The organism is Cryptosporangium arvum DSM 44712 (assembly GCF_000585375.1).
Taxonomy (GTDB): Bacteria; Actinomycetota; Actinomycetes; order Mycobacteriales; family Cryptosporangiaceae; genus Cryptosporangium; species Cryptosporangium arvum.
In genome coordinates, this window is record NZ_KK073874.1 from 6,790,589 (window position 1) to 6,813,711 (window position 23,123).

Sequence of the window (23,123 nt, forward strand, 5' to 3'; positions counted from 1 at the left end):
CGCTACCCGCCCGCGGGGACGAGCGTGCCGACGCACTCCACGTGGTGGGTCATCGGGAACGCGTCGAACGCACGCACCCGGGTGAGCACGTACCCCTCCTCGGCGAAGGTCGCGACGTCGCGGGCGAACGCCGCCGGGTCGCACGCCACGTAGGCGACGGCCCGGGGGGTTCGTGCCGCCACCTCGCGCACCACCGCGGCGCCCGCTCCGGACCGGGGCGGGTCGAGCACCACCAGGTCGTGCTCGCCGGCCAGCCCGCCGTCCAGCGCCTTGTCGACCCGCGCGGTGACGACCTCGACGTTGGCCAGGTCGCGGAGGTTGCGGCGGGCGTCGTCGCAGGCGCCCTTGTCGGCCTCGACGGCCACCACCCGGCCGCCCGGCCCCACCCGCTCGCCGAGCACCCCGGCGAAGAGGCCGGCTCCGGCGTACAGGTCGAGCACCGACTCGCCCGGCTGCGGTGCCAGCGCTTCGAGGACGGCGTCGGCGAGCGCGCCCGGTGCCTCCGGGTGCACCTGCCAGAACCCGTCGGCGCGCACGTACCACCGACGCCCCGCGGCGACCTCGCGCACCCGGCGGTGCCCACGCACCGCCTCGGCGGCCGGCCGGCCGGTGTTGCGCACCGGCGAGGACGCCGCCAGCACCGCCACCGACTCGGGCAGTTCCTCGGGCAGCTCGACCACGACCGGACGGCGCGGCGCGGGCCGGCCGTGTGACCGGCCGTGCGGCCGGCGCCGGTGGTCGCGCCCACCCGACGGCTTGACGTCGAGGACCACCGCGTCGTCGCCGGCGCCGGACGCCACCGCCTCCACCGCGGTCAGCCCCGGCCACGGCAGGTCGGTGACCCCGAGCGCCTCGATCCGCGGGTCGGCGATCAGGCAGCGCTCCACCGGCAGCACCTCGCGGGAGCGGTGCGGGTGCAGCCCCGCCCGACCGGCGGGGTCCACCGCGAACTGCACGCGCGTCCGCCAGCCCAGCGCGCCGCCGGGCAGTTCCTCGACACCGCCGAAGATCTCGTCGACCCCGGACACCCGGCCCAGCCGCGTCAGCTGCTCGCGCACGACCGAGGCCTTCAGCGCGCGCTGCGCCTCCGGAGCCACGTGCTGCAGGTCGCACCCCCCGCACCCGCCCGGGTGCGCGTACGGGCACGGCGGCTCGACCCGATCCGGGGAGGCACGCACCACCGACACCGCGTCCGCCCGGCAGAACGCCCCGCCGCGGTCCTCGGTCACCTCGGCGACGACCCGCTCCCCCGGCAGCGCGTGCCGGACGAACAGCACCCGGCCCTCGTGCCGCCCGACGCAGTGCCCGCCGTGCGCGAACGCCTCGACGTCCACCTCGAACGACTGCCCGACCCAGCTCACGGCGTCCCCGTGCGGTCGAGACCCCGCCGGACCGCTCCGGGGCCGGTCACCCGGTCCGCCCGGTCCGGGTCACGGCCCTCGGTCGACGACAACTGCCACGGCACACTCGTCACCATCACTCCGGGTTCGAACAGCAGGCGGCCCTTGAGCCGCAACGCGCTCTGGTTGTGCAACAGGTGTTCCCACCAGTGCCCGACGACGTACTCGGGGATGAACACGGTCACCACGTCACGCGGCGACTCCCGGCGCAGCCCGTGCACGAAGTCGAGGATCGGCCGGGTGATCTCCCGGAACGGCGATTCCACCACGGTCAGCGGCAGCGTGATGCCCCGCCGGTCCCACTCTTCCTGCAGCGTGCGCGTCGACTGGTCGTCGACGTTCACGGTGACCGCGGTCAGCGAGTCGGGCCGGGTCGCCTTCGCGTACGCCAGCGCGCGCAGCGTCGGCTGGTGCAGCGTCGAGACCAGCACGACCGCGTGGTTGCGGGAGGGCAGGATCGGCCTCTCCTCGGTGGGGCGCAGCTCCTCGGCCACCCGGTTGTAGTGCTTCCGGATCCCCAGCATCAGCAGGTAGATGAACGCCATCGCGGCGATCGCGATCCAGGCGCCCTGCAGGAACTTGGTGGCCAGCACGATGATCAGCACGGTGCCGGTCATGACCAGGCCGAACGCGTTGATGGCCTGCGAGCGGCGCATCCGGCGGCGCGTCACCGGGTCGCGCTCGACCCGCAGCAGCCGGTTCCAGTGCCGCACCATGCCGATCTGGCTGAGCGTGAACGAGACGAACACCCCGACGATGTAGAGGTGGATCAGCGCGCTGGGGTCGGCGTCGAACGCGACGAGCAGGATCCCGGCGGCCACCGCGAGGAACACGATGCCGTTGCTGAACGCCAGCCGGTCACCGCGGGTGTGCAGCTGCCGGGGCAGGTACCGGTCCTGCGCGAGGATCGAGGCCAGCACCGGGAAGCCGTTGAACGCGGTGTTGGCCGCCAGCACCAGGATCAGCGCGGTCATGAACGTGACGAAGTAGAAGCCCGGCGTGAAGCCGGCGAAGATCGTCTCGCCGAGCTGGGCCACCACGGTCTTCTGCACGTACCCGTCGGGCGCGCCGGCGAGCTGGGTGGCCGGGTCCTCGACGTACTGCAGGCCGGTCAGCCGGGCCAGCCAGATCATGCAGAGCATCATCGCGACCGAGATCAGCCCGAGCATGAGCAGCGTCGTCGCCGCGTTCTTGCTCTTGGGCTTGCGGAACGCCGGCACGCCGTTGCTGATCGCCTCGACCCCGGTCAGCGCCGCGCACCCGGACGAGAACGCCCGGGCCAGCAGGAACACCAGCCCGATGCCGGCCAGCGTCTCCTCGCCGTGGAACTCGAAACCGGCGCTCTCGGCCCGCACCTCGTCGCCGGAGACGAAGATCCGGAACAGGCCCCAGAGCACCATGCCGAAGATCGCGACCATGAAGCCGTAGGTCGGGATCGCGAACGCCACCCCCGACTCCCGCACCCCGCGCAGGTTCAGTGAGGTCAGCAGAGCCACCAGCAGCACCGCCACCAGCATCTGGTGATCGTCGAGCGCGGGGATCGCGGACGCCAGGTTCTGCACCCCGGAGGCGACCGACACCGCGACCGTCAGCACGTAGTCCACCAGCAGCGCGCTGGCCACGACGAGCCCGAACCCGGGGCCGAGGTTGGTGTTGACCACCTCGTAGTCACCGCCGCCGGACGGGTACGCGTGCACGTTCTGCCGGTAGGACGCGACGACCGTGAGCAGGACGACGACGACCGCCAGACCGATCCAGGGCGAGAGGTGGTAGGTGGCCAGGCCGGCCGCGCTCAGCGTCGCGAGGATCTCGGCGGGGGCGTACGCGACCGACGAGAGGGCGTCGGACGCGAAGACCGGCAGCGCGACACGCTTGGGCAACAGGGTTTCGGCGAGCTTGTCGCTCCGGAGCGCCCGTCCGATGACGAGGCGCTTGAACACGGACGTCGGGGACGGCACGGCGATAGCGTACGTCTGCCCCCTGCACGCGGCCGGATAGGGATGCAGGTAGTAGCCTCCGAGCCAGTCAGCGCTGGAAGGATGCGCACGTGCACATCGTCATCATGGGCTGCGGTCGCGTGGGATCGACGCTCGCGCAGAGCCTGGAGAAGCGCGGGCACACCGTGGCCGTCATCGACCAGAACCCCGACGCGTTCCGCCGTCTCGGCCCGAACTTCGCCGGTTCGACGGTCACCGGGGTCGGGTTCGAGCGCCGCACGCTCGAGGAGGCCGGCATCGAGCGGGCCGACGCGTTCGCGGCGGTGAGCAGCGGCGACAACTCGAACATCATCTCCGCGCGTCTGGCCCGCGAGACGTTCGGCGTGCAGCGCGTGGTCGCGCGCATCTACGACCCCCGCCGCGCCGCGGTCTACGAGCGGCTCGGCATCCCCACCGTCGCCACCGTGCGCTGGACCTCCGACCAGGTGCTCCGCGCGCTCACGCCGGAGAGTTCGGTCGAGGTCTGGCGGGATCCCTCCGGCTCGATCGTCATGATCGAACCGCCGCTCCACCCGGGCTGGCTCACCCAGAAGATCTCCGCGCTGGAGGAGGCCACCGGCTTCCGCGTCGCCTACCTCACCCGGTTCGGCGTCGGGCACCTGTGCAGCAACTCGACGGTCATCCAGGAGGGCGACCGGATCTTCATCCTGGCGTCCGAGGGTCAGGTCGAGAAGGTCAGCGCGATCGCCGGGTCCGCCCCGGCCGAATCCAGGGGGCACTAGCATGCGCGTCGCGATCGCGGGTGCGGGCAACGTCGGACGTTCGGTGGCCAACGAGCTGGTGGAGAACGGTCACCAGGTGCTGCTGATCGACCGGGACCCCCGCCAGATGCGCAGCCACCTGGTGCCGGAGGCCGAGTGGATCCTGGCCGACGCGTGCGAGCTCGCGTCCCTCGACGACGCCGGGCTGGCCGGGTGCGACGTCGTGGTCGCGGCCACCGGTGACGACAAGGTCAACCTGGTCGTGTCGCTGCTGGCCAAGACCGAGTTCGCGGTCGCCAGGGTCGTGGCGCGGGTCAACCGGGCCGAGAACGAGTGGCTGTTCACCGACCAGTGGGGCGTCGACGTCTCGGTCAGCAAGCCGCGGCTGATGGCCGCGCTGGTCGAGGAGGCCGTGACGGTCGGCGACCTGGTCCGGCTGATGACGTTCCGCCAGGGCCAGGCCAACCTGGTCGAGATCACGCTGGCCCCCGACGCGCCCTACGTCGGGCGTCCGCTGCGTGAGGTTCCGCTGCCGTCGGACGCGGCGCTGGTGGCGATCCTGCGGGGCACGCGCGTGCTGGTGCCCACGCCCGACGACCCGCTGGAGACCGGCGACGAGCTGATGTTCCTCTGCCCGCCCGACGCCGAGGACCGGATCCACGCGGTGGTCAGCGGCGACGGCACGTCAGGAGACTGACGCCGGCTCCGACTCGGTCGCAGCGGCGATCGCCCGGCGGCCGTACCAGACCGTGAACAGCAGGCACGCGCCGAACATCGGCCAGCCCATCGCCAGCGACGCCCAGCCGAGCGCGTCGGCGTTGTGCTGGGACCAGAGGTAGATCTGCACGCCCGCGCGGATCGCGAACATCAGTGCCCACACCAGGCTGATCAGCGAGAACGCCCGCACGAGCGGCTTGCTCTCGCGCCAGGCCGGCGGGATCTCGGAGATGAACCGCCACGCGTACCCGATGACCGGGCGCCGGATCAGCACGGACCCGGCGCAGAGCAGCGCGCCACCGGTGTTGCGGGCGATGTTGAGCAGGTAGAAGTCCTCGGCCTGCCCGGTGCGCGCCGCGATGAACGCCGCGATACCGACCGCGAACAGCCCGTTCAGCGCGTGCCGCACGGAGTCCTTGCGGATCAGCCGGTACGCCGCGATCAGCGCCGCCGACCCGACCGCCGCCCACAACGCCGGCTTCAGCGACGTCGCCATGTTGGCCAGGACGAACACGAGGACCGGCAGCGAGCTCTCGATCAGCCCGCGCAGACCCCCGAGCTGCTCGCGGACCTGGTCGGCGATCGAGATCTGCTCGTCGTCCTTCGTGCCGTCGTCGGCCTTCGCCTCCGCGGGCGCCCCCGGCGGGGTGATGACGACGCGACGGCGTGGCGCGGGATCGCCCGGCGGAACGCCCGTGACCAGCTCGGCCGCTTCCTCGGCGATGATGTCCGCCGCTCGCGACGCGGGGAGCGCCTCCTCGACCCTGCGCTGCTCGGCCTCTGATGACTGATCGGTGTGGTCTCCGGTCGGCCGGGCGCGGTGGTCGGTCACGGTGTGGTCGGCTCCAGCGTGTAGAAGGGGTTGAAGATCACTTTACGACCATCCCGCAGGGCCAGACGCCCCTCGGCCGACAACGAGCGGCCGGGCTCGATCCCGGCGATGCGGCGCCGGCCCAGGAACACCAGCGTGACCGAGCCGGTGCCGTCGAACAGCTCGGCCTCCAGCGTCGGCTGGTTGGTGCGAGGCGTGTACCGCACCGACGTCAGGCGGCCGGCGACGGTGGCGACCCGGCCTCGCGGGCAGTCACAGGCCTTCTGGGCTCCGGACCGGACGCTGGCCTCTTCGAGGGCCTCGGCGTCGAGTTCGCGGTCGGAAGCGGTGAAGCGACGGAACAGGCGTTTCAGACCCGATTCTTCGTGGGTCCGCGGCAGCGTGTCAGTCATGGTGGGCACCTCAGCGACGAGTCGGCGCGGCTATGCCGTACAACGCGTCAGCGTCTGTGAGGCATACCCGGTACCGCGCCGTCGTCAATCAGGGTACGCACCGTTTCGTCCACCACAATGGGGAACCGTGTCAGCCGCGTCACGGTTCGAACCGGTAGCCCATACCGGCTTCGGTGATCAGGTAGCGGGGGTGCGCCGGGTCGGGTTCGAGCTTGCGGCGCAGCTGCGCGATGTAGACGCGCAGATAGTTGCTCTCGTCGGAATAGGCCGGCCCCCACACCTCGCGCAGCAGCTGCTTGCGGGCCACCAACCGGCCGGGGTTGCGCACCAGCACTTCGAGCATCCCCCACTCGGTGGGGGTGAGCCGCACGTCGTTCCCGCCCGCCGTGACCTTCTTCGCGGCGAGATCCACCGTGAACGCGTCGGTGGCCACCACCACTGAATCCGGTGCCGGGGTGGCCCGGCGCAACGCCGCACGCAGCCGCGCGAGCAACTCGTCCATCCCGAACGGCTTGGTGACGTAGTCGTCGGCACCGGCGTCCAGCGCGAGCACCTTGTCGTCGCTGTCCTGCCGGGCCGAGAGCACGACGATCGGCCCGGTGAACCACGGCCGCAGCCCCTCGATGACCTCGATGCCGTCCAGGTCGGGCAGGCCGAGGTCGAGGACGATCAGCTCCGGGTGCTTGTGCGCGGCGGCCTCGAGCGCGGCCGCACCGTCGGCGGCGGTCTCGACCTCGTAGCCCCGCGCCTTCAGCGTGATCCGCAGCGCCCGGAGCAGCTGCGGTTCGTCGTCGACCACCAGGACCCTGGTCATCGGGCCACCTCCAGCGAGATCACCATCGTCAACCCTCCGCCGGGAGTGTCCTCCGGCTCCAGCGTGCCGCCCATCGCCTCGACGAACCCCCGCGCCACCGCCAGCCCGAGCCCGACGCCGTTCCCGGCCGGGCGGTCCCCCAGCCGCTGGAACGGCGCGAAGATCCGGTCGCGGTCCGGCTCGGCCACGCCCGGGCCGGCGTCGACCACACGCAGTTCGACGCGGTCCCCTAGCGCGCTCCCCCGGACCACCACCGGCGCACCGGCACCGTGGCGCACCGCGTTGCTCACCAGGTTCGCCAGCGCGCGCTCGAGCAACCCGGGGTCGGCGAGCACCGGCGGCAGCGTCTCCGGCACCTCGATCCGCACCCCCGGCGCTCCGGCCACCGCCCTCGGCACGACCTCGTCCACGCTCGTCGCGCGGTGCAGCGGGTTGACCGCCCCGGTCTGCAGCCGGCTCATGTCGAGCAGGTTGTCGATGAGCGCGGCCAGCTGATCCGCCGACTCGTCGATCGTCGCGTGCAGTTCGTCGACGTCGCCGGGCTCGAGTTGCACGGTCGTCATCCGGAGCGCCGAGATCGCCGCCTTGATCGACGCCAGCGGCGTCCGCAGGTCGTGGCTCACCGCGGCCAGCAGCGCGGTACGCATCCGGTTGCCCTCGGCCAGCTCGGTGGCCTCGGCGGCCCGGACGCTCAGCCGGGCCTGCCGGAGCGCCACCGCGGCCTGAGCGGCGAACGCGGCCAGCACCCGGCGGTCGGAGGCCGGCAGCGGGCGTCCACGCAGCACCAGGTGGAGGGTGTCGGTGACCGGGACGTCGGTGCCGGGAGGGCCGATGGGTTCGCCGGCCGCGTCGATCGTCAGCCACTGCCCGTCGACACGCTCCTGCAGCGTCACCGAGTCCTGCCCGAACGCGTCCCGGACCTGGGTGAGCAGGGCCGGCAGCGCCCGCTCGCCGGCGAGCACACCCCGGCTGAGCGCGGAGAGCATCTCCGCCTCCGCCTGCGCCCGCGCCGCCTCCCGCCGCCGCCGGGCCGACAGGTCGACGACCCCGGCCACCGACATCGCCACCAGCGCGAACACCACGAGCGCGACGAGGTTGTCGAACTCGGCGATCGTGAAGGTCCGTACCGGCGCGGTGAAGAACCAGTTCACCAGCAGCGTTCCGGCCGCCGCCGCGAACACGGCCGGGTACCCGCCCCCGACCAGCGCGACCGCGACCGTGAACCCCAGGTAGAGCAGCAGCTCGCTGGACAGGTCCAGGTTCGGTTCGACCAGCTTGAGCAGCAGCGTGAGCAGCGGGAGCCCGGCCGCCGCCAGGCCGAACCCGAGCAGCCGGCGCCGGGTGGTGAGGCCACCGGTGAGGGTGGGCAGGCGGCCCCGGCCGGCGGCCTCGGAGTGCGTGACCATGTGCACGTCGATCGGCCCGGACCTGGCGGTCACCCGGGAACCGATGCCCTCCGACAGCGCCCGCTGCCAGCGCGGACGGCGGCTGGTGCCGAGCACCAACTGGGTCGCGTTGGCGCCCCGGGCGAAGTCCAGCAGCGCCGCCGGCACGTCGTCGCCGACCACCGCGTGGAACGTCCCGCCGAGCGACTCGACCAGCTCCCGCTGCTTCTCCACCCGGGCCGGGTCGGCGCCGGTGAGCCCGTCGCCGCGCGAGACGTGGACCGCGAGCAGGTCGCCGCGCCGGCTGCGGGCGGCGATCCGGGCGGCGCGGCGGATCAGCGTGTCGCCCTCGGGGCCACCGGTCACCGCGACGACGATCCGCTCGCGCGCCTCCCAGATGCTCGTGATCTCGTGCTCGTCGCGGTACTCACGCAGTGCGTCGTCGACCTTGTCCGCGGTCCAGAGCAGCGCGAGCTCACGCAGCGCGGTGAGGTTGCCGACCCGGAAGTAGTTGCCGAGGGCGGCGTCGATCTTGTCGGCTTGGTAGATGTTGCCGTGGGCCATTCGGCGGCGCAGGGCCTCGGGCGCCATGTCGACGAGTTCGACCTGGTCGGCGGCGCGCACGACGGCGTCCGGGACGGTCTCGCGCTGCGGAACGCCGGTGATCGTCTGGACGACGTCGTTGACCGATTCCAGGTGCTGGACGTTGACCGTGGACAGGACGTCGATACCGGCGTCGAGCAGCGCCTCGACGTCCTGCCACCGCTTGCCGCCCCGGGCCTTGGTGTGGGCGAGCTCGTCGACCAGCACGATCTCCGGGCGCCGGGCGAGGACCGCGTCGAGGTCCATCTCCTCGAAGCCGGCGCCGCGATAGGTGACCCGGGCGCGCGGGACGATCTCCAGGTCCCGGATCTGGGCGGCGGTCCCGGAACGGCCGTGGGTCTCCACGAACCCGATGACGACGTCGGCCCCACGCTCGGCGCGCCGCCGCCCTTCCTCGAGCATGCGGAACGTCTTGCCGACCCCCGGTGCCGCCCCGAGGTAGACGCGCAGGGTCCCCCGCACCGCGCTCCCCCCTCACCACGACGCCCGGTGCGCCGTCGGCACACCGGGCGTCCCTCGATCGTGCGTCAGTCCTGGTTGGCCGCCTGCTCGACGACCTCGCGGGGCAACCGCAACGGCAGCGGGTCGCGCACCGGCATCGGGTCGGAGCCCCGCGCCACCACGGTCTGGCGCACCGATTCGGCCAGCTGCGGCCCGGCGTTCACGTCCGCGGCGGCCGCACCGGTGAACGTCGCCCGCAGGAACCACCGCGGTCCGTCGATCCCCACGAAGCGCAGCGTCTGCTTGCTGCCGTCGGGCGCCTTCACGGTCGCCCGCAGCTCGGGGCCGAACTCGCCGACCTCCTGTTCGACGACGCCGTCGTCACCGCGGATGTTCGCCTGCAGCTCCTCGCGCACCTCGTCCCAGATGCCCTCGGTCCGCGGAGCGGCGAAGGCGGCCAGCTCCAGCGCGCTCGTGCCGTCGGTCAGCACGACCGACGCCACCTGGCCGTTCTGGTCGGCTTCGACCCGCAGCTCCACGTCCGGCAACGTCGGGACGAGCAGCGCGCCCAGATCGACGCGCTGAACCTCGTCCTCGGGCGCCGCCTCGGCGTCCCAGGGGCCGGGCCCGTAGTCCTCTGCCATCGATCCGGTGCCGCCGGCCTCCAGGTCTTCCTCCCGGCCGGCCGCAGCATGCCGGCCACGCCGACGTCGAAACACCCCGTCACTCCTCTCGTGCGGTGACCAAGCCGCGATGTCCACCGGTCGAGCCGTGGCCGCCCGTCCCGCGAACCGACTCGGGCAGCTCGCTCGCCACCCGGAATTCGGCTCGCTCGACGCGCTGCACCACGAGCTGGGCGATCCGGTCGCCTCGCGTGAGTGTCACGGTCTCGGTCGGATCGAGGTTGATCAGGTTGACCTTGATCTCACCCCGGTATCCAGCGTCGACGGTACCGGGTGCGTTGACGATCGAAACGCCGAACCGCGCCGCCAGGCCGGAGCGCGGGTGGACGAATCCGGCGTAGCCCTCGGGGAGCGCAATCGCCACACCCGTTCGGACCAGCGCGCGCTCGCCGGGGCCGAGCCGGACGTCCTCCGCCGTGACCAGATCGGCACCGGCGTCGCCCGGCCGGGCGTAGGCCGGAGGGGACAGCTCCGGGTCGAGCAGTTGGACGAGAACCTCTAGGTCGGGCAATGAATTCTTTTCGACCGCCCTCGGCGAGAGATGCTCACCCTGCGGAGGCACCTGAGGTTGAAAAGAGTTCATCGGCATCCGTTCGGTATCCGGGTGGGTCGGTGGCACGATACCCAGCATGGGCTCCGCGACGACGATCACCGACACGTACCGCGAGCGGTGGACCGTGCCGTGGTGGGGATGGGTGGGCGCGGGCGCGGTCGCGGCGCTGCTGGCGGCCGAGATCCATCTCGGGCACGACGGCCTGCGGTCCTGGTTGCCGTACGTGGCCCTGATCCCGCTCGCCCTGCTCGCGGTCGCGGCACTCGGACGCCTCACGGTCGTGGTGACCGACGAGGAACTCCACGTCGACGACGCGCACGTCCCCCGCCGCTTCCTGCTCGCCGCCGAGGCGCTGGACGCCGAGGAGCGCCGGGACGCGCTCGGCCCCGAACTCGACCCGGTCGCGTTCGTCGTCCACCGCCCCTGGGTGCGTGGCACGGTGCGGGTCTATCTGGACGACCCGGACGACCCGACGCCGTACTGGATCTTCTCGTCCCGGCGCCCGCAGGCACTGCTCGACGCGCTCGACCTGCCGCTCCCGGCCCCGGACGAGGACTAGGGCCTAGTACAGCGCGGGGCGGCCCGACGCCGGCGGCAGCGGGCGGTTCTTGCGCAGGTCGGCCCGCACCTCGTCGCCGAGTTTGCGGGTGGCCCTGCGGTTGAGCTCGGCGCCGATCGCCGCGCCCGTGAAGAGCGGGCCGAGCGTCGTCAGGTTCCGGCCCATCCGGCGCAGCAGCCGGTCGCGCAGCTCTTTGCGCATGGTGCCACCGAGGATGGTGGTGAAGCCCCGCCCACCCTGCAGCAGCGTGACGCCCCGGCGGCGGGCCCAGGCCGTCAGCAGAGCGCTGGCGCGCTCGCTCGCCGAGCCGCGGACCGGCGTGCCGTAGACCTCGTGCAGCTCGGCCAGCAGTTTCACCTCGACGGCGACGACCGCGGCGGTCTCCACCGCCAGCAGGATCGGGGCCGAGAGCAGCGACGGGGGCACCGTCCACTCGACCGCGGCGATACCGCCACCGGCGGCGCCGAGGCTCGCGGTGACCCGGGAGGCGTTGCGGATCACGGCGTCGGCCAGCTCGTCACCGGACTTGCCGCCGTAATGGCGCTGCAGCGTCTCGAGGTCGCGGACGGTCAGGTGCGGTGCGGCGGCGATCAGCAGCTCGGTGGCCCAGCCGGCGGCGGCGCGTGGTCCGCGCATCGCCCGGCCGGCACCCCGTCCGAACCCGGAGACCGCGCGGCCGAGCAGGCGGCGCCGGTCCGTCGTGGACAGGTCCGAATCGGTCAGCCGGGCCAGGGCGCTCGAGGCCTCGGCGCTGACGGCACCGGACCCGGACGCGTCCGCATCGGTCTCGACGGACGACGGAGCCGGATCAACGGGTGGGGTGGAGTCGGACGACTTCTCCGGAAGAGTCATGGCGGCAGTCCCTCGGGGCTCGTGGAGCGGATGCCGGCGCGGCACCGACAATTGTCGGATACCCACGCCACTGGCACCGCTCCTGATCTACCCCGAACGGTCGGGGTCGTACCCCCCGGACCCCCGACCGCTCCGTGCTTACGGGACGCCCGGTGGACGTCCCCCGATGACGCGGACCCGACCGGGGAGTCAGGCCGCGCATTCGGTGCAGACGTACTGGCCGTTCTTCTCTTCGGCCAGCTGGCTGCGGTGGTGGACGAGGAAGCACTGCGAACAGCGGAACTCGTCATTCTGCATCGGCAGTACCTTGACGGTGAGCTCTTCGCCGGACAGGTCAGCGCCCGGAAGCTCGAAGCCTTCGGCAACTTCAGCCTCGTCGACGTCCACACTGCCGGACTGCGAATCCGTCCGGCGTGCCTTCAGCTCCTCGAGGCTGTCCTCGCCGATCTCCGATTCCTCGGTTCGACGTGGCGCGTCGTAGTCGGTGGCCATCGTGATGGTCCTCTTCTTTCGTTCGGATGACAGCCGGGTCACGCCGTCAACGGCCAGGTCCCCCGGCCAGGAAGGAAACCCGTTCGACCCGGCGAGCGCGGAACCTTACCGTTTCCAGCGCCCCTAATACGCACAGCCCACCGGATGTGTTCCCGATGTGATCGAGGTGACACCGATGCCCGTCTTTCCTGCACCGGGCCCGCCGGACCAGGAACAGGCCGCCGGTCCGGTGCCCACCCTCGGTAGCCGGCGTAGCCGCTTCCGGCTCCGCCGCCTCGGGTGGTCGGACGAATGGGACGCACGGTACCGGATGGCTACGGCAACTGGCAGATGCCCCACGACGCCGGATCCCCGGGTCGCGGATGGCGACCTTACCCAACCGTCCGACCCCGGCGGGGACCGTCGCACGGCCCGCTCACCAGGCGGGACATCCCGTTCCCGGTGGGCGGAGCCGCGTTGGCCCCCGTCCGGCGGACAGCCGGTGCCCGCCCAGCGGTCGTTCGTCCCGGCCCGGGTGACCGACGTCGACGGCCCGGAGTGCGGATGTCTGGCGCCGGCCGGGCCGGTCCGGGCCGTCGCACGACCGGGCCTGGCCCCGGTCGCCGGCGACTGGGCGGTGGTGTCGGGCACCGAGCTGGTCACGGTCCTGCCCCGCCAGACCGTCGTCCGGCGCGGCTGCGGTCCCGACGACGTCAGCGGCGAGGTGCTGGCCGCGAACGCCGACCTGGTCCTGATCGTCCAGGCCTTCTCTCCCGAGCTGACGCCGTCGCGCACCGAGAAGCTGCTCGCGCTGGCCACCGCCGGCTCGGCCAGGCCGGTACTGGTGCTCAGCCAGATCGACCGGGCACCCGACGGCGCGGCCGCGCGGTCGGTACTGGCCGACCTCGCGGTCCTGGCGGAGAGCTGCCCCGGTACCCCGGTCCTCGGACTCAGCACCGCACCGGGGTACCTCGGTCTGCAACGGCTACGCACGCTCGTCGCCGATTCCGTGACCGCCGTCTTCGGCGCGCCCGGCTGCGGCAAGACCAGCCTGGTCGCGGCGCTCACCGGCACCGTGCCCGCGGCGGCGGGGGGCGCCCGGCTGGTGCCACTGCCCGGAGGCGGAGCGCTCATCGACACCCCGGGCTGCGATCCGGACGCTCCCGACTGGCTCGCCGAGCGCTATCTGAGCCGTCTGCGGGCCGCACAGCGGGCGCGGTGGCGGGCGGCCTCGGTGTCCCGGCGCCGGCTCCGTCCGCTCGCCGGAGGCGCCTGAACCGCCCCTGGTCACCGGCGCGTCGCCGGGACGTCACCGCGGATGACCGGGGACGCTAAAGTTTGGCCCCATGACGACCGGGGTGGTGGGGCGGTGAGCCTGGCGCGAGTCAGGGCGCTGACGGTAATCGGGGTATTGGCGCTGGTCGCCGTCATCACCGTGGTGTGGGCGATCGTCACCGACGACCAGACCGGCACCACGGCGATCGGTTGCAACACCGTGCAGACCGACATCCCGGAGCCCTCAGCGGTGAAGGTGCGGGTCTACAACGGCACCGACGAGGCCGGGCTGGCGAGCAAGGTCGCGAACGCGCTCAAGAAGCGCAAGTTCCAGATCGTCACCACCGGCAACGACCCGCAGGGCGAGCCGGTCACCCAGACCGCCCAGATCCGCTACGGCCCCACCGGCGCCGGCGCCGCCCAGCTGCTCCAGGCCACCGTCCGCGGCAGCGTCATCGTCGACGACGGCCGCGAGGACGGCAGCGTGGACGTCGTGATCGGCATCGACTTCAAGGACCTCACGCCCGAGAAGGACGTACCGGCCGAGCTCAAGACCCTCGACCCGCCCCAGCCGTCGACGCCGGCCGGCTGCTAGGCCGTGTCCTGGGCGAGCAGGTCGTGGAGCGGGCCGTGCAGGGCCGGGGGCGCGGCCAGCGTCATCGCCTCGCCCGGGCCCTCGCCGCGCAGGCCGGTCACGAGCAGGCCGGCCTCCTCGGCGATCAGGCCGCCGGCGGCGCGGTCCCAGGGGTTGAGGCCGCGCTCGAAGTAGGCGTCGAGGCGTCCCTCGGCGGCCGCGCACAGGTCCAGCGCCGCCGACCCGATCCGCCGGATGTCGCGGATCTCCGGCAGCAGCCGTAGCAGCACCTCGGCCTGCTCCCGGCGGCGCTCCGGCGCGTACCCGAACCCGGTGCCCACCAGCGCACCGGCGAGCGTCGTCTCCGCCGACCCGCGCAGCCGGACCTCGCCGCGCCAGGCGCCCCGGCCGCGCACCGCGGTCCACTCCTCACCGGTCACGACGTTGCGCACCACACCGGCGACGACGACCCCGTCCACCTCGGCCGCCAGCGACACCGCGTACGCCGGGATCCCGTAGACGAAGTTGACCGTGCCGTCGATCGGGTCCAGCAGCCAGCGCACGGCGGCCGGGGCCGCCGCCGGACCCACCGGCCGGAAGCCGCCCTCCTCGCCGAGCACCAGGTCGCCGGGGCGCGCCGCGGCCAGACCGTCCACCACGAGCTGCTCGGCGGCCCGGTCGGCCGCCGTCACCGGATCCGTCGGCGTCGATTTGGTCTCGATCGAGGTCACCGCGGCTGTGCGCTGCTCGGTGATCCCGACCGCGGCCTTCCGGACCAGCTCGACCGCGAGGCTCAGGAGTTCGGTGGGTTCCACTACTGGCATTTCGGTTGTGCTCCCTGGCTCGAGGACTGCTGCTGAATCGTTCTGTTCAGGTCAAGTGAAGGTTGGGTCGTGGCGGTCGTGGCCAGAACCCGAGCGGCGACGTACAGTCCAGCACGGCGTCGAGCCCCGTCAGGCCGGTCAGCCCCCACCAACCAGACACAACGGATGGATCGATGGTGGGAGCCGTCTCCCCCGACCCGGCGGTACAATTCGTTGCCATGCCACCGGGGAAGACAGTCCCGGAGGAAATAGCTCCTGGTAGATCAGCCCCCCGGTCAGCCCCCTGACTGGTGAGGTGTGCCCGCCGCACCGACACGTGGAAGGTCACTTCGTGACAGACGCCGACCGCACCCCTCCGCGGGCCGACATCGTCCGTTCCCTCGTCGACACGCTGACAGCGCGGGCGGGTGATACCGCCTCCCTCACCTCCGACGAGGTGGCGCGGATCCTCGGTGGTGCGGAGGTGTCACCCGCTCAAGGAAAGAAGATCTTGCAGGGCCTGTCTATGGCGGGCGTCACCGTGGTCGTGAACGGCTCGGCCGACCCCCGCCCGGCCCGTCGGCGAGTAGCCGCCGCCCGCTCGGCCACCACGCCGGCGTCGAAGGCGACGACCGCCAAGGCGGCGCGTCCCGCCGCGGCCCCCGCCGCCGCGACCGACGCTCCGGCCGCCGCCGCGGCGCCGAAGCCCGGCCCGACGAAGCGGGCTCCGGCCAAGAAGGCCGCCACCCCCGCCGCCGCGAAGGCGGCCGCGGACGGCGCACCGACCGCCGGCCCGGCCAAAGAGGGCGGCCTGGCCGTCGACGAGCCGGTCGTGCTCGCGGACGGCGAAGAGGAAGAGTTCGCGTTCGACGAGGAAGAGGAGGAGTCCGAGGCGCTGAAGCAGGCGCGTAAGGACGCCGAGCTCACCGCGTCGGCCGACTCGGTCCGGGCCTACCTCAAGCAGATCGGTAAGGTCGCGCTGCTCAACGCGGAGGAGGAGGTCGACCTCGCCAAGCGGATCGAGGCCGGTCTCTACGCCGCCGAGCGGATGCGCCAGGGCGAGGACCGCGGCGAGAAGATGCCGCACCAGCTCCGCCGGGACCTGCTCTGGATCATCCGCGACGGCGAGCGCGCCAAGAACCACCTGCTGGAGGCCAACCTCCGCCTCGTGGTCTCGCTGGCCAAGCGCTACACCGGCCGCGGCATGGCCTTCCTCGACCTGATCCAGGAAGGCAACCTCGGTCTGATCCGCGCGGTCGAGAAGTTCGACTACACCAAGGGCTACAAGTTCTCCACGTACGCCACCTGGTGGATCCGGCAGGCGATCACCCGGGCGATGGCCGATCAGGCCCGCACCATCCGTATCCCGGTGCACATGGTCGAGGTCATCAACAAGCTCGGCCGCATACAGCGTGAGCTGCTCCAGGACCTGGGCCGCGAGCCCACGCCCGAAGAGCTCGCCAAGGAAATGGACATCACCCCGGAGAAGGTGCTGGAGATCCAGCAGTACGCCCGGGAGCCGATCTCGCTCGACCAGACCATCGGCGACGAGGGCGACAGCCAGCTCGGTGACTTCATCGAGGACTCCGAGGCCGTGGTCGCGGTCGACGCGGTCAGCTTCACGCTGCTGCAGGACCAGCTCCAGTCGGTGCTCCAGACGCTCTCCGAGCGCGAGGCCGGCGTCGTACGGCTCCGCTTCGGCCTGGCCGACGGCCAGCCCCGGACGCTCGACGAGATCGGCCAGGTCTACGGCGTGACCCGCGAGCGGATCCGCCAGATCGAGTCCAAGACGATGTCGAAGCTGCGCCACCCGTCGCGGTCGCAGGTGCTGCGCGACTACCTCGACTGACGACCCTGCGGTACCCGGCCCCGGAGTTGGTAGCGGCTCCGGGGCCGCACTCTGCCCGAGGGCGTCCGCAGCGCTACGTTCTGTGACGAAGCCGGGCAGATTCCGGTTGCCGGCCGGGTCAGCGGGCCCGGCGCACGGAGCGGGTTCCGAAGCCTCAAGGGGACAAAAGTCCGCCTTTCGCGGGGGATTTCGGCTCCTCGCGTGTGTTCCAAGTTGATGACCGCAGCATGTCGGAACGTTGTCGGAGCCCCAGTTTTGCGTAGTTTGCACCGCATGTACCGGAAGTGTTTTGACGGGCCCGGATGTCTGTCCGAGATCCGATCTCCGGAACTCGTATTCGCGTGGCACTCTGGTGTTGGGACCGCCGAATATCGTGCGCGGCGAGCCCGAGACACCCGGTTACTCGCTGTGTGACATGGAACATGGCGGTCGGCCGGGAACGTCTCAGCACACTGATGTGTTGGACGATGTGTGAGCGGTAAGCACAACGAACAGCACGGTGAGAGCAGAGGAGGAGGCCAATGACCCCGACCCTGACCCCGCCGCCGACCGAGGCGCCGTCAGCTGGCGAGCGTTGCGACCGGTGCGGTGCGGCTGCCAAGGTCCGGGCAGTTCTGCCCGGCGGCGGAGACCTCGTCTTCTGCGGACATCACGGAGCCAAGTACGCCCCGGACCTCGAAAAGGTCGCCGTCCAGATTTTGAAAACAGAAGACTGAGGCCTGACAAAAAGAGCCCCCGATGCCTAGCGGCATCGGGGGCTCTTTTCGCGGCCTCAGTCGGTGGGCGGCCCGGGTCAGTGCGCGCGCCTAGCGGCGCTTTTCCGCGGCTGAGCCGTGACAGACGAGCGGGCTAGCGTTCCCACGTCTGAATGGTGGCTATTCGCTCTTCGAGTTGCTCGATCGTGGCTTGGGCGCTCGGCGGGCCGCCGCAGAGGCGGCGGAGCTCGGCGTGGATCTGGCCGTGCGGCCGGTTCGTGCGGTGGTGCTGCGCGGCCACCAGCGTGTTGAGCTGCTTGCGTAGCGTCTGCCTGCGCACGAACGTCGACGACGGGACAGCCTCGGGCTCGGGCACGTCCGGAGCGCCGGCGGACTTCCGCGCGGCGGCCGCCTTCTTCTGCGCCGCGACCTGGTCGGCCTGGCGCTTCGACAGCAACGTCGCGATCTGGTCGGAGGAGAGCAGCCCGGGCAGACCCAGGTACTCCTCCTCCTCGGCCGTGCCGGGCGCCGCGCCGGTGCCGAACGAGGCCCCGTCGTAGATCACCTGGTCGAGGTGTGCCTCCGAGGACAGCGCCATGAACTTCGGCTTGTCGTCGGTGTCCTCGTCCTCCTGCTTGTTCGCGGCCGCGACGAGGTCGTCGTCGAGCAGCTTCTCCCGGTGCGGCCGGTCGAGCACGTGATCGCGCTGGACCTCCATCTCGCCGGCCAGCCCCAGCAGCACCGGCACGCTCGGCAGGAACACCGTGGCGGTCTCCCCCGCGCGGCGGGCCCGGACGAAGCGCCCGATCGCCTGCGCGAAGTACAGCGGCGTGCTGGCGCTGGTGGCATAGACGCCGATCGCGAGCCGCGGGATGTCGACCCCCTCGGACACCATCCGCACCGCGACCATCCAGCGGTCCGCGGAGTTCGCGAACGCGGCGATCTTGGCGCTCGCCGTGCCGTCGTCGGAGAGCACGACGACCGGGGCCTTGCCGGTGACCCGGCGCAGGATCTCGGAGTAGGCCTTGGCGGCGGCGTGGTCGGTGGCGATGACCAGCCCACCGGCGTCAGGCATGCCGTGCTGCCGGACGACGCTCAGCCGGGCGTCGGCGGCGCGCAGCACCTGGGGCATCCAGTCGCCCTTGGGGTCGAGCGCGGTGCGCCACGCCTGCCCGGTCTGTTCGGCCGTCAGCGGCTCCCCCAGGCGGGCGGAGAGCTCCTCCCCCGCGCTGGTGCGCCACTTCGCCTCCCCGGAGTAGGCCAGGAACAGCACCGGGCGCACGACCTGGTCGCGCAGGGCGTCGGCATAGCCGTAGCTGGAGTCCGACCGCGAGCGGGTGAGGCCGTTGCGGTCCTTCTCGTACTCGACGAACGGGATCGGGTTCGCGTCGGACCGGAACGGGGTTCCGGTGAGCGCGAGGCGCCGGGTGGCGGGCTCGAACGCCGTGCGCACCCCGTCGCCCCAGGTGCGCGAGTCACCGGCGTGGTGGATCTCGTCCAGGATCACCAGCGTCGGGCGGGTGGTGCAGCGCCGGCGGTGGAGATCGGGGTACAGGCCGACCTGCGCGTACGTCACGACGATGCCGTGGAAGTCCGACGAGGTGATGCCCTGCGAGGTGTACGTCGGGTCGAGCTGGATACCGACCCGGGCCGCCGCCTGCGCCCACTGCGTCTTGAGGTGCTCGGTGGGGGCGACGACCGTCACCTGACTGACCGTGCGGTCGGCGAGCAGTTCGGCCGCGATGCGGAGCGCGAACGTCGTCTTGCCGGCGCCGGGGGTGGCGACCGCGAGGAAGTCCTGCGGGGACTTGCGCAGGTATTCGACGAGGGCTTTGCGCTGCCAGACGCGAAGTGGCGGAGCGGCTCCGCCGACCGTACCGGCGGACGCAGCCACTGGGTTCGCGGTCAAGCCACAACCTCCACGCCAAGTAACCGAACACCAGTGCGCCCCCGAGCGGCATCCGCTGCACGAGGGCTTCACAGACACTACCCGGCGTTCGTGCGGGATGATGGAAAGCGGCCACCGCCCCGTCGGCGGAGAAAGATCACCCGTCCGGCCGATCGGACTTGGCGTCGCCGCGACATGCTGCGACGACACCGGGTCCGGACGCGACTCCCGCGACCCGACCCCGTAATTTGATCGGTTGACATGCTCACACTTCCCGCCGGGCGCGTCGCGCGGTTGCGCGCGACGGTCTCGAGAGCTGCGCGACGCGCGCTCGGGCCCGCGTTCCGCCCGGTGGCGAACACTCTGCGTCTCGTCCTGACCACGCTGCGGTTCATCCGGTCGATGCTGGCGAAAGCGTGGCAGGACCGGATCCTCGGGCTCTCGGCCGAGGCCGCGTTCTGGCAGCTGCTGTCGGTGCCGCCGCTGTTCCTCGCGATCCTCGGTGTCCTCGGGTACGCCGGCCGGTGGACCGGCACCGACCTGGTCGACCGCACCGAGTCGCACGCGCTGCGGCTCACCGCCCGGCTGGTCAGCCCGGCGGTGCAGCACGACGTCGTGACGCCGATCGTCGGCGAGCTGCTGCGGCACGGACGCGGTGACGTGGCGACGCTCGCGCTCGTCCTGTCGCTCTGGGCCGGCTCGTCGTCGACGGCGACGTTCGTGAACACGGTGTCGATCGCGTACGGGCAACGGGATCTGCGGGGCGCGGTGGCGAGCCGCCTGATGGCGCTCTGGCTCTACATCTTCACGCTGGCCACCGCGGTGGTGGCGGTACCGCTGGCGATCCTCGGGCCCGACTTCGTGGTGAACCGGCTCCCCGACGGCTGGCACTCGGCGGCCGAGGCCGTGATCCGGCTGGTGTACTGGCCGCTGACGGTGGCGATCGTGTTCACCGCGCTGTCGGCGTTCTACCACTACGCGACGCCGCTGCGGCTGCGGTGGCGGCGGGCGCTGCCGGGGGCGGCGCTGGCCCTGCTGCTCTTCGTCGGGCTCTCGTGGGTGCTGCGGTTGTACATCGGCCGCCTGGCCGGCGACATGCTGCTGTTCTCGACGCTCGCGGCGCCGATCGTCGCGCTGCTGTACTTCTACGTGCTGGCGTTCGCGGTGCTGCTCGGCGCGGAGCTCAACGGCACGCTCGAGCAGGAGCACCCGGCCGGGCCCCGGCCCCGCCACCTGCACCGCGTGGCCTACCTGGGCCGCCGGATCGCCGCCGCGTTCCGCGGCCGCCGCCCGCCCGACCCGGCCGAACTCCCCCCGGACGAACCGGGCGCCGAGGAGTCGAACGCCGACGAACCCCGCGACGAGAAGACGGGCACCACCGAGCCGGCGCGTTCAGCGCCGGCCGGCGCCACCGCGGCGGGTCACTCGCCGGTGGGCAGCGACTCGTAGATCTCCTTGCAGGCCGGGCACACCGGCGAGTTCGGCTTCGGAGACTTCGTCACCGGGAACACCTCGCCACAGAGCGCCTGGACCATCGTCCCCATGACCGCGCTCTCGGCGATCTTGTTCTTCTTCACGTAATGGAAGACCTCGGGGGCGTTGTCTGTCGTGCTCTCACGGGTCTCCGGCCGCTCCAGCGTCTCGGCGAATCCCACGATGCTTCCTCCCTGCGATCGATGTGTCTCCTCCAGTTTGCCGCATGCCCGCGCGGACGGCCGCGCGGCAGCCACGTAATCACCAGGAAGTACGGTGTTCGCGTGGACATCGAACCGCCGCTAGGGCGATACCGGATCCGAATCGGCGCCGAGGTCGCGGAGGCGCTGGGCACCGGAGCCCCGGTGGTGGCGCTGGAGAGCACGATCATCTCCCACGGGCTGCCCCGTCCACGCAACCTCGAGGTGGCCGCCGAGATCGAGCGCACGGTCCGGGCGACCGGCGCGGTACCGGCCACGGTCGGCGTCATCGGCGGCGAGATCGTCGTCGGCCTGGACGAGGCGCAGCTGCGCCACCTCGCGCTGACCGACGGCATCGCCAAGGCCAGCGTCCGCGACCTGCCGGTGCTGGCCGCGAAGCGGCTGGACGGGGCCACCACGGTGGCGAGCACCGCGGCGGCGGCGGCCGCGGTCGGTATCCCGGTCTTCGCGACCGGAGGGCTCGGGGGTGTGCACCGGGACGCGTCGACGACGTTCGACGAGTCGGCCGACCTGGGCACGCTGGCACGCACGCCGATCGCGGTGGTCTGCGCGGGCGTGAAGTCGATCCTCGACGTGCCGGCGACGCTGGAGCGGCTGGAATCCTCCGGGGTGACCGTGCTGGGCTACCGCACCGACCGGTTCCCCGGGTTCTATCTCTCCGACTCCGGCCACCCGGTGGGCTGGCGGGCCGACGACCCGGGCGAGATCGCCGAGACACTGCGCGCCGCCCGGGAGCTGACGCTCGGCACGGGCGCGGTCGTCGTCGCGAACCCGCTGCCGGTCGACGAGCAGCTCGACCCGGCACTGCACGACCGGGTACTCGCCGAGGGCCTGGCCGGGCTCGAACGGAACGGCATCACCGGCAAAGATGTGACCCCGTACCTGCTGGCACATTTCCACTCGGCCACCGAGGGGCAGAGCTTGACCGTCAACACACGCATCATCCTGCGCAACGCGGAACTGGCCGGCCTGATCGCCGTCGCGTTCGCCGGCACGCGGACCGCGCTCGCATGACCCCGGGCTGCTGACGCCGTGATCACCGACCCCCGCCGCGTCGCCGTCGTCGGTGACCTCGCCACCGACATCGTGATCGCCACGGACGGGCCGCCCGCGGTGGGCTCGGACCGGCCGGCCCGGATCCGCTACAGCGGCGGCGGGGCCGCGGCGAACACCGCCGTGTGGCTCGCGCGCGTCGGGGTGCCGGTGACGCTCGTCGCCCGGGTCGGCGACGACGCGCCCGGGCGGGAACGGGTAGCCGAGTTGGTCGAGGCCGGGGTCGAACCGGCCGTCGCCATCGACGCCGAACTGCCGACCGCGTCGATCGCGGTCCTGGTCGACGGGGACGGCGAGCGGACGATGTTCCCCGACCGCGCCGCCGCCGACCGGCTGGAGGCGGCCGACGTCACCGCGGTCGTGGGCCGCGGCGACGTCCGGCACCTGCACCTGTCGGGCTACGCGCTGCTCGACTCCGGGTCACGCAAGGCCGGTCTGGCCGCGCTGGACACCGCGAAACAGCGCGGGCTGACGATCTCGGTGGACGCCGCGTCGGCGGCACCGCTCGAGGCGGTGGGGCCGGGCCGGTTCCTGGACTGGATCTCCGGGGTGACGCTCGTGCTGGCCAACACGGCCGAGGCCGCGGTGCTCACCGGGTTCTCCGACCCGTCGGTGTCGGCCGCGCGGCTGGCCGACGCGGCCGAGATCGCGGTGGTGAAGGACGGCGCCGGCGGGGCCTGGTGGCGCGGTACGAGCGGCGCGGCCTGGGTGGCCGCCGAACCGGCCCGCCGCGTGGTGGACACGACGGGTGCCGGCGACGCGTTCGCGGCCGGGCTCCTCGCCGCCTGGCTCAGCGGCGCCGGCCCCGCCGGTGCGCTGGCCGCGGGCGCGCGGGCCGGGACGCTCGCGGTCGGCCTCCCCGGCGCACGGCCCTAGGCCCGGCTCGGCCGGT

23 protein-coding genes are annotated in these 23,123 nt (G+C 72.3%); 10 read left to right on the forward strand and 13 right to left on the reverse strand.

Annotated features, from left to right (window positions below; all coding sequences use genetic code 11):
* Positions 1-2: 2 nt before the first annotated feature.
* Positions 3-1,361: a class I SAM-dependent RNA methyltransferase gene (locus CRYAR_RS50400; RefSeq protein WP_035856858.1), complete on the reverse strand. Its 1,359-nt coding sequence runs from the start codon at positions 1,359-1,361 to the stop codon at positions 3-5.
* The gene (locus CRYAR_RS31180) at positions 1,358-3,358 is read right to left on the reverse strand and encodes an APC family permease (protein WP_035856859.1); all 2,001 of its coding nucleotides are present in this window, start codon (positions 3,356-3,358) and stop codon (positions 1,358-1,360) included. The genes CRYAR_RS50400 and CRYAR_RS31180 overlap by 4 nt, the downstream gene beginning before the upstream one ends.
* Positions 3,359-3,447: 89 nt before the next feature.
* Here CRYAR_RS31180 and CRYAR_RS31185 point away from each other — a divergent pair, with 89 nt between their 5' ends.
* Entirely contained in the window at positions 3,448-4,119 is a 672-nt protein-coding gene (locus tag CRYAR_RS31185; RefSeq protein ID WP_035856860.1) for a potassium channel family protein, read from the forward strand.
* Between the two features lies 1 nt (position 4,120).
* Complete coding sequence (locus tag CRYAR_RS31190; RefSeq protein WP_035856861.1) at positions 4,121-4,795, forward strand: potassium channel family protein; 675 nt, start codon at positions 4,121-4,123, stop codon at positions 4,793-4,795.
* Here the strand turns inward: CRYAR_RS31190 and CRYAR_RS31195 are convergent.
* The 6 genes from CRYAR_RS31195 to dut form a co-directional block, all read right to left on the reverse strand.
* The gene (locus CRYAR_RS31195; protein ID WP_051571174.1) at positions 4,784-5,647 is read right to left on the reverse strand and encodes a DUF3159 domain-containing protein; all 864 of its coding nucleotides are present in this window, start codon (positions 5,645-5,647) and stop codon (positions 4,784-4,786) included. The genes CRYAR_RS31190 and CRYAR_RS31195 overlap by 12 nt on opposite strands.
* The gene (locus tag CRYAR_RS31200; protein ID WP_035856862.1) at positions 5,644-6,039 is read right to left on the reverse strand and encodes an OB-fold nucleic acid binding domain-containing protein; all 396 of its coding nucleotides are present in this window, start codon (positions 6,037-6,039) and stop codon (positions 5,644-5,646) included. The genes CRYAR_RS31195 and CRYAR_RS31200 overlap by 4 nt, the downstream gene beginning before the upstream one ends.
* A gap of 139 nt (positions 6,040-6,178) precedes the next feature.
* Positions 6,179-6,853: a response regulator gene (locus CRYAR_RS31205; protein WP_035856863.1), complete on the reverse strand. Its 675-nt coding sequence runs from the start codon at positions 6,851-6,853 to the stop codon at positions 6,179-6,181.
* Entirely contained in the window at positions 6,850-9,303 is a 2,454-nt protein-coding gene (locus tag CRYAR_RS31210) for a DUF4118 domain-containing protein (protein ID WP_035856864.1), read from the reverse strand. The genes CRYAR_RS31205 and CRYAR_RS31210 overlap by 4 nt, the downstream gene beginning before the upstream one ends.
* Before the next feature lie 65 nt (positions 9,304-9,368).
* On the reverse strand, positions 9,369-10,001 hold the full coding sequence (locus CRYAR_RS31215; protein WP_035856865.1) for a DUF3710 domain-containing protein: 633 nt from the start codon (positions 9,999-10,001) through the stop codon (positions 9,369-9,371).
* Positions 10,002-10,005: 4 nt separating this feature from the next.
* A complete protein-coding gene (dut, locus tag CRYAR_RS31220; RefSeq protein ID WP_035856866.1) occupies positions 10,006-10,476 on the reverse strand; it encodes a dUTP diphosphatase in 471 nt (156 codons plus the stop codon).
* A 118-nt stretch (positions 10,477-10,594) separates the two neighbouring features.
* On the opposite strand from dut, the gene CRYAR_RS31225 reads away from it, so the two are divergent.
* Complete coding sequence (locus CRYAR_RS31225) at positions 10,595-11,077, forward strand: DUF3093 domain-containing protein (RefSeq protein WP_035856867.1); 483 nt, start codon at positions 10,595-10,597, stop codon at positions 11,075-11,077.
* Positions 11,078-11,080: 3 nt separating this feature from the next.
* Here CRYAR_RS31225 and CRYAR_RS31230 read toward each other — a convergent pair whose 3' ends face one another.
* Both CRYAR_RS31230 and CRYAR_RS31235 read right to left on the reverse strand, forming a co-directional pair.
* Entirely contained in the window at positions 11,081-11,929 is an 849-nt protein-coding gene (locus CRYAR_RS31230; protein WP_169745101.1) for a hypothetical protein, read from the reverse strand.
* Positions 11,930-12,118: 189 nt separating this feature from the next.
* Positions 12,119-12,421 carry a DUF4193 domain-containing protein gene (locus tag CRYAR_RS31235; protein ID WP_035856868.1) on the reverse strand — a complete coding sequence of 101 codons (303 nt, stop codon included), beginning with the start codon at positions 12,419-12,421 and terminating at the stop codon, positions 12,119-12,121.
* A gap of 481 nt (positions 12,422-12,902) precedes the next feature.
* On the opposite strand from CRYAR_RS31235, the gene rsgA reads away from it, so the two are divergent.
* The gene (gene rsgA / locus CRYAR_RS31240; protein WP_051571175.1) at positions 12,903-13,676 is read left to right on the forward strand and encodes a GTPase RsgA; all 774 of its coding nucleotides are present in this window, start codon (positions 12,903-12,905) and stop codon (positions 13,674-13,676) included.
* A 93-nt stretch (positions 13,677-13,769) separates the two neighbouring features.
* Positions 13,770-14,270, forward strand: a complete 501-nt coding sequence (locus CRYAR_RS31245) for a LytR C-terminal domain-containing protein (protein ID WP_169745102.1) — start codon at positions 13,770-13,772, stop codon at positions 14,268-14,270.
* Here the strand turns inward: CRYAR_RS31245 and CRYAR_RS31250 are convergent.
* Positions 14,267-15,073, reverse strand: coding sequence for an inositol monophosphatase family protein (locus tag CRYAR_RS31250; protein ID WP_035856869.1), 807 nt, complete (start codon positions 15,071-15,073; stop codon positions 14,267-14,269). The genes CRYAR_RS31245 and CRYAR_RS31250 overlap by 4 nt on opposite strands.
* Positions 15,074-15,404: 331 nt before the next feature.
* Here CRYAR_RS31250 and CRYAR_RS31255 point away from each other — a divergent pair, with 331 nt between their 5' ends.
* Both CRYAR_RS31255 and CRYAR_RS46170 read left to right on the forward strand, forming a co-directional pair.
* Positions 15,405-16,901: an RNA polymerase sigma factor gene (locus tag CRYAR_RS31255; protein ID WP_035868353.1), complete on the forward strand. Its 1,497-nt coding sequence runs from the start codon at positions 15,405-15,407 to the stop codon at positions 16,899-16,901.
* 521 nt (positions 16,902-17,422) lie between these two features.
* The gene (locus CRYAR_RS46170; RefSeq protein WP_035856870.1) at positions 17,423-17,617 is read left to right on the forward strand and encodes a DUF7455 domain-containing protein; all 195 of its coding nucleotides are present in this window, start codon (positions 17,423-17,425) and stop codon (positions 17,615-17,617) included.
* Between the two features lie 133 nt (positions 17,618-17,750).
* Here the strand turns inward: CRYAR_RS46170 and CRYAR_RS31265 are convergent, their stop codons facing one another.
* Positions 17,751-19,505 carry a DEAD/DEAH box helicase gene (locus tag CRYAR_RS31265; protein WP_245620533.1) on the reverse strand — a complete coding sequence of 585 codons (1,755 nt, stop codon included), beginning with the start codon at positions 19,503-19,505 and terminating at the stop codon, positions 17,751-17,753.
* A 240-nt stretch (positions 19,506-19,745) separates the two neighbouring features.
* Here CRYAR_RS31265 and CRYAR_RS31270 point away from each other — a divergent pair, with 240 nt between their 5' ends.
* Complete coding sequence (locus CRYAR_RS31270; RefSeq protein WP_051571178.1) at positions 19,746-20,933, forward strand: YihY/virulence factor BrkB family protein; 1,188 nt, start codon at positions 19,746-19,748, stop codon at positions 20,931-20,933.
* Here the strand turns inward: CRYAR_RS31270 and CRYAR_RS31275 are convergent.
* Positions 20,906-21,139 carry a DUF3039 domain-containing protein gene (locus CRYAR_RS31275; RefSeq protein WP_035856872.1) on the reverse strand — a complete coding sequence of 78 codons (234 nt, stop codon included), beginning with the start codon at positions 21,137-21,139 and terminating at the stop codon, positions 20,906-20,908. The two genes, CRYAR_RS31270 and CRYAR_RS31275, sit on opposite strands and share 28 nt — an antisense overlap.
* A gap of 78 nt (positions 21,140-21,217) precedes the next feature.
* Between CRYAR_RS31275 and CRYAR_RS31280 the strand changes: the two genes are divergently transcribed.
* A complete protein-coding gene (locus CRYAR_RS31280; protein WP_425389402.1) occupies positions 21,218-22,192 on the forward strand; it encodes a pseudouridine-5'-phosphate glycosidase in 975 nt (324 codons plus the stop codon).
* A 21-nt stretch (positions 22,193-22,213) separates the two neighbouring features.
* Complete coding sequence (locus tag CRYAR_RS31285) at positions 22,214-23,107, forward strand: carbohydrate kinase family protein (RefSeq protein ID WP_035868361.1); 894 nt, start codon at positions 22,214-22,216, stop codon at positions 23,105-23,107.
* Positions 23,108-23,123: the final 16 nt, after the last annotated feature.

Excerpts from the sequence above, each read along its gene's own strand:
- CRYAR_RS31270 (WP_051571178.1), top strand. The coding sequence starts at position 19,746 with ATGCTCACACTTCCCGCCGGGCGCGTCGCGCGGTTGCGCGCGACGGTC.
- CRYAR_RS31200 (WP_035856862.1), bottom strand. The coding sequence starts at position 6,039 with ATGACTGACACGCTGCCGCGGACCCACGAAGAATCGGGTCTGAAACGC.
- CRYAR_RS46170 (WP_035856870.1), top strand. The coding sequence starts at position 17,423 with ATGACCCCGACCCTGACCCCGCCGCCGACCGAGGCGCCGTCAGCTGGC.
- CRYAR_RS31225 (WP_035856867.1), top strand. The coding sequence starts at position 10,595 with ATGGGCTCCGCGACGACGATCACCGACACGTACCGCGAGCGGTGGACC.
- CRYAR_RS31205 (WP_035856863.1), bottom strand. The coding sequence starts at position 6,853 with ATGACCAGGGTCCTGGTGGTCGACGACGAACCGCAGCTGCTCCGGGCG.
- CRYAR_RS31190 (WP_035856861.1), top strand. The coding sequence starts at position 4,121 with ATGCGCGTCGCGATCGCGGGTGCGGGCAACGTCGGACGTTCGGTGGCC.
- CRYAR_RS31230 (WP_169745101.1), bottom strand. The coding sequence starts at position 11,929 with ATGACTCTTCCGGAGAAGTCGTCCGACTCCACCCCACCCGTTGATCCG.
- CRYAR_RS31235 (WP_035856868.1), bottom strand. The coding sequence starts at position 12,421 with ATGGCCACCGACTACGACGCGCCACGTCGAACCGAGGAATCGGAGATC.
- CRYAR_RS31250 (WP_035856869.1), bottom strand. The coding sequence starts at position 15,073 with ATGCCAGTAGTGGAACCCACCGAACTCCTGAGCCTCGCGGTCGAGCTG.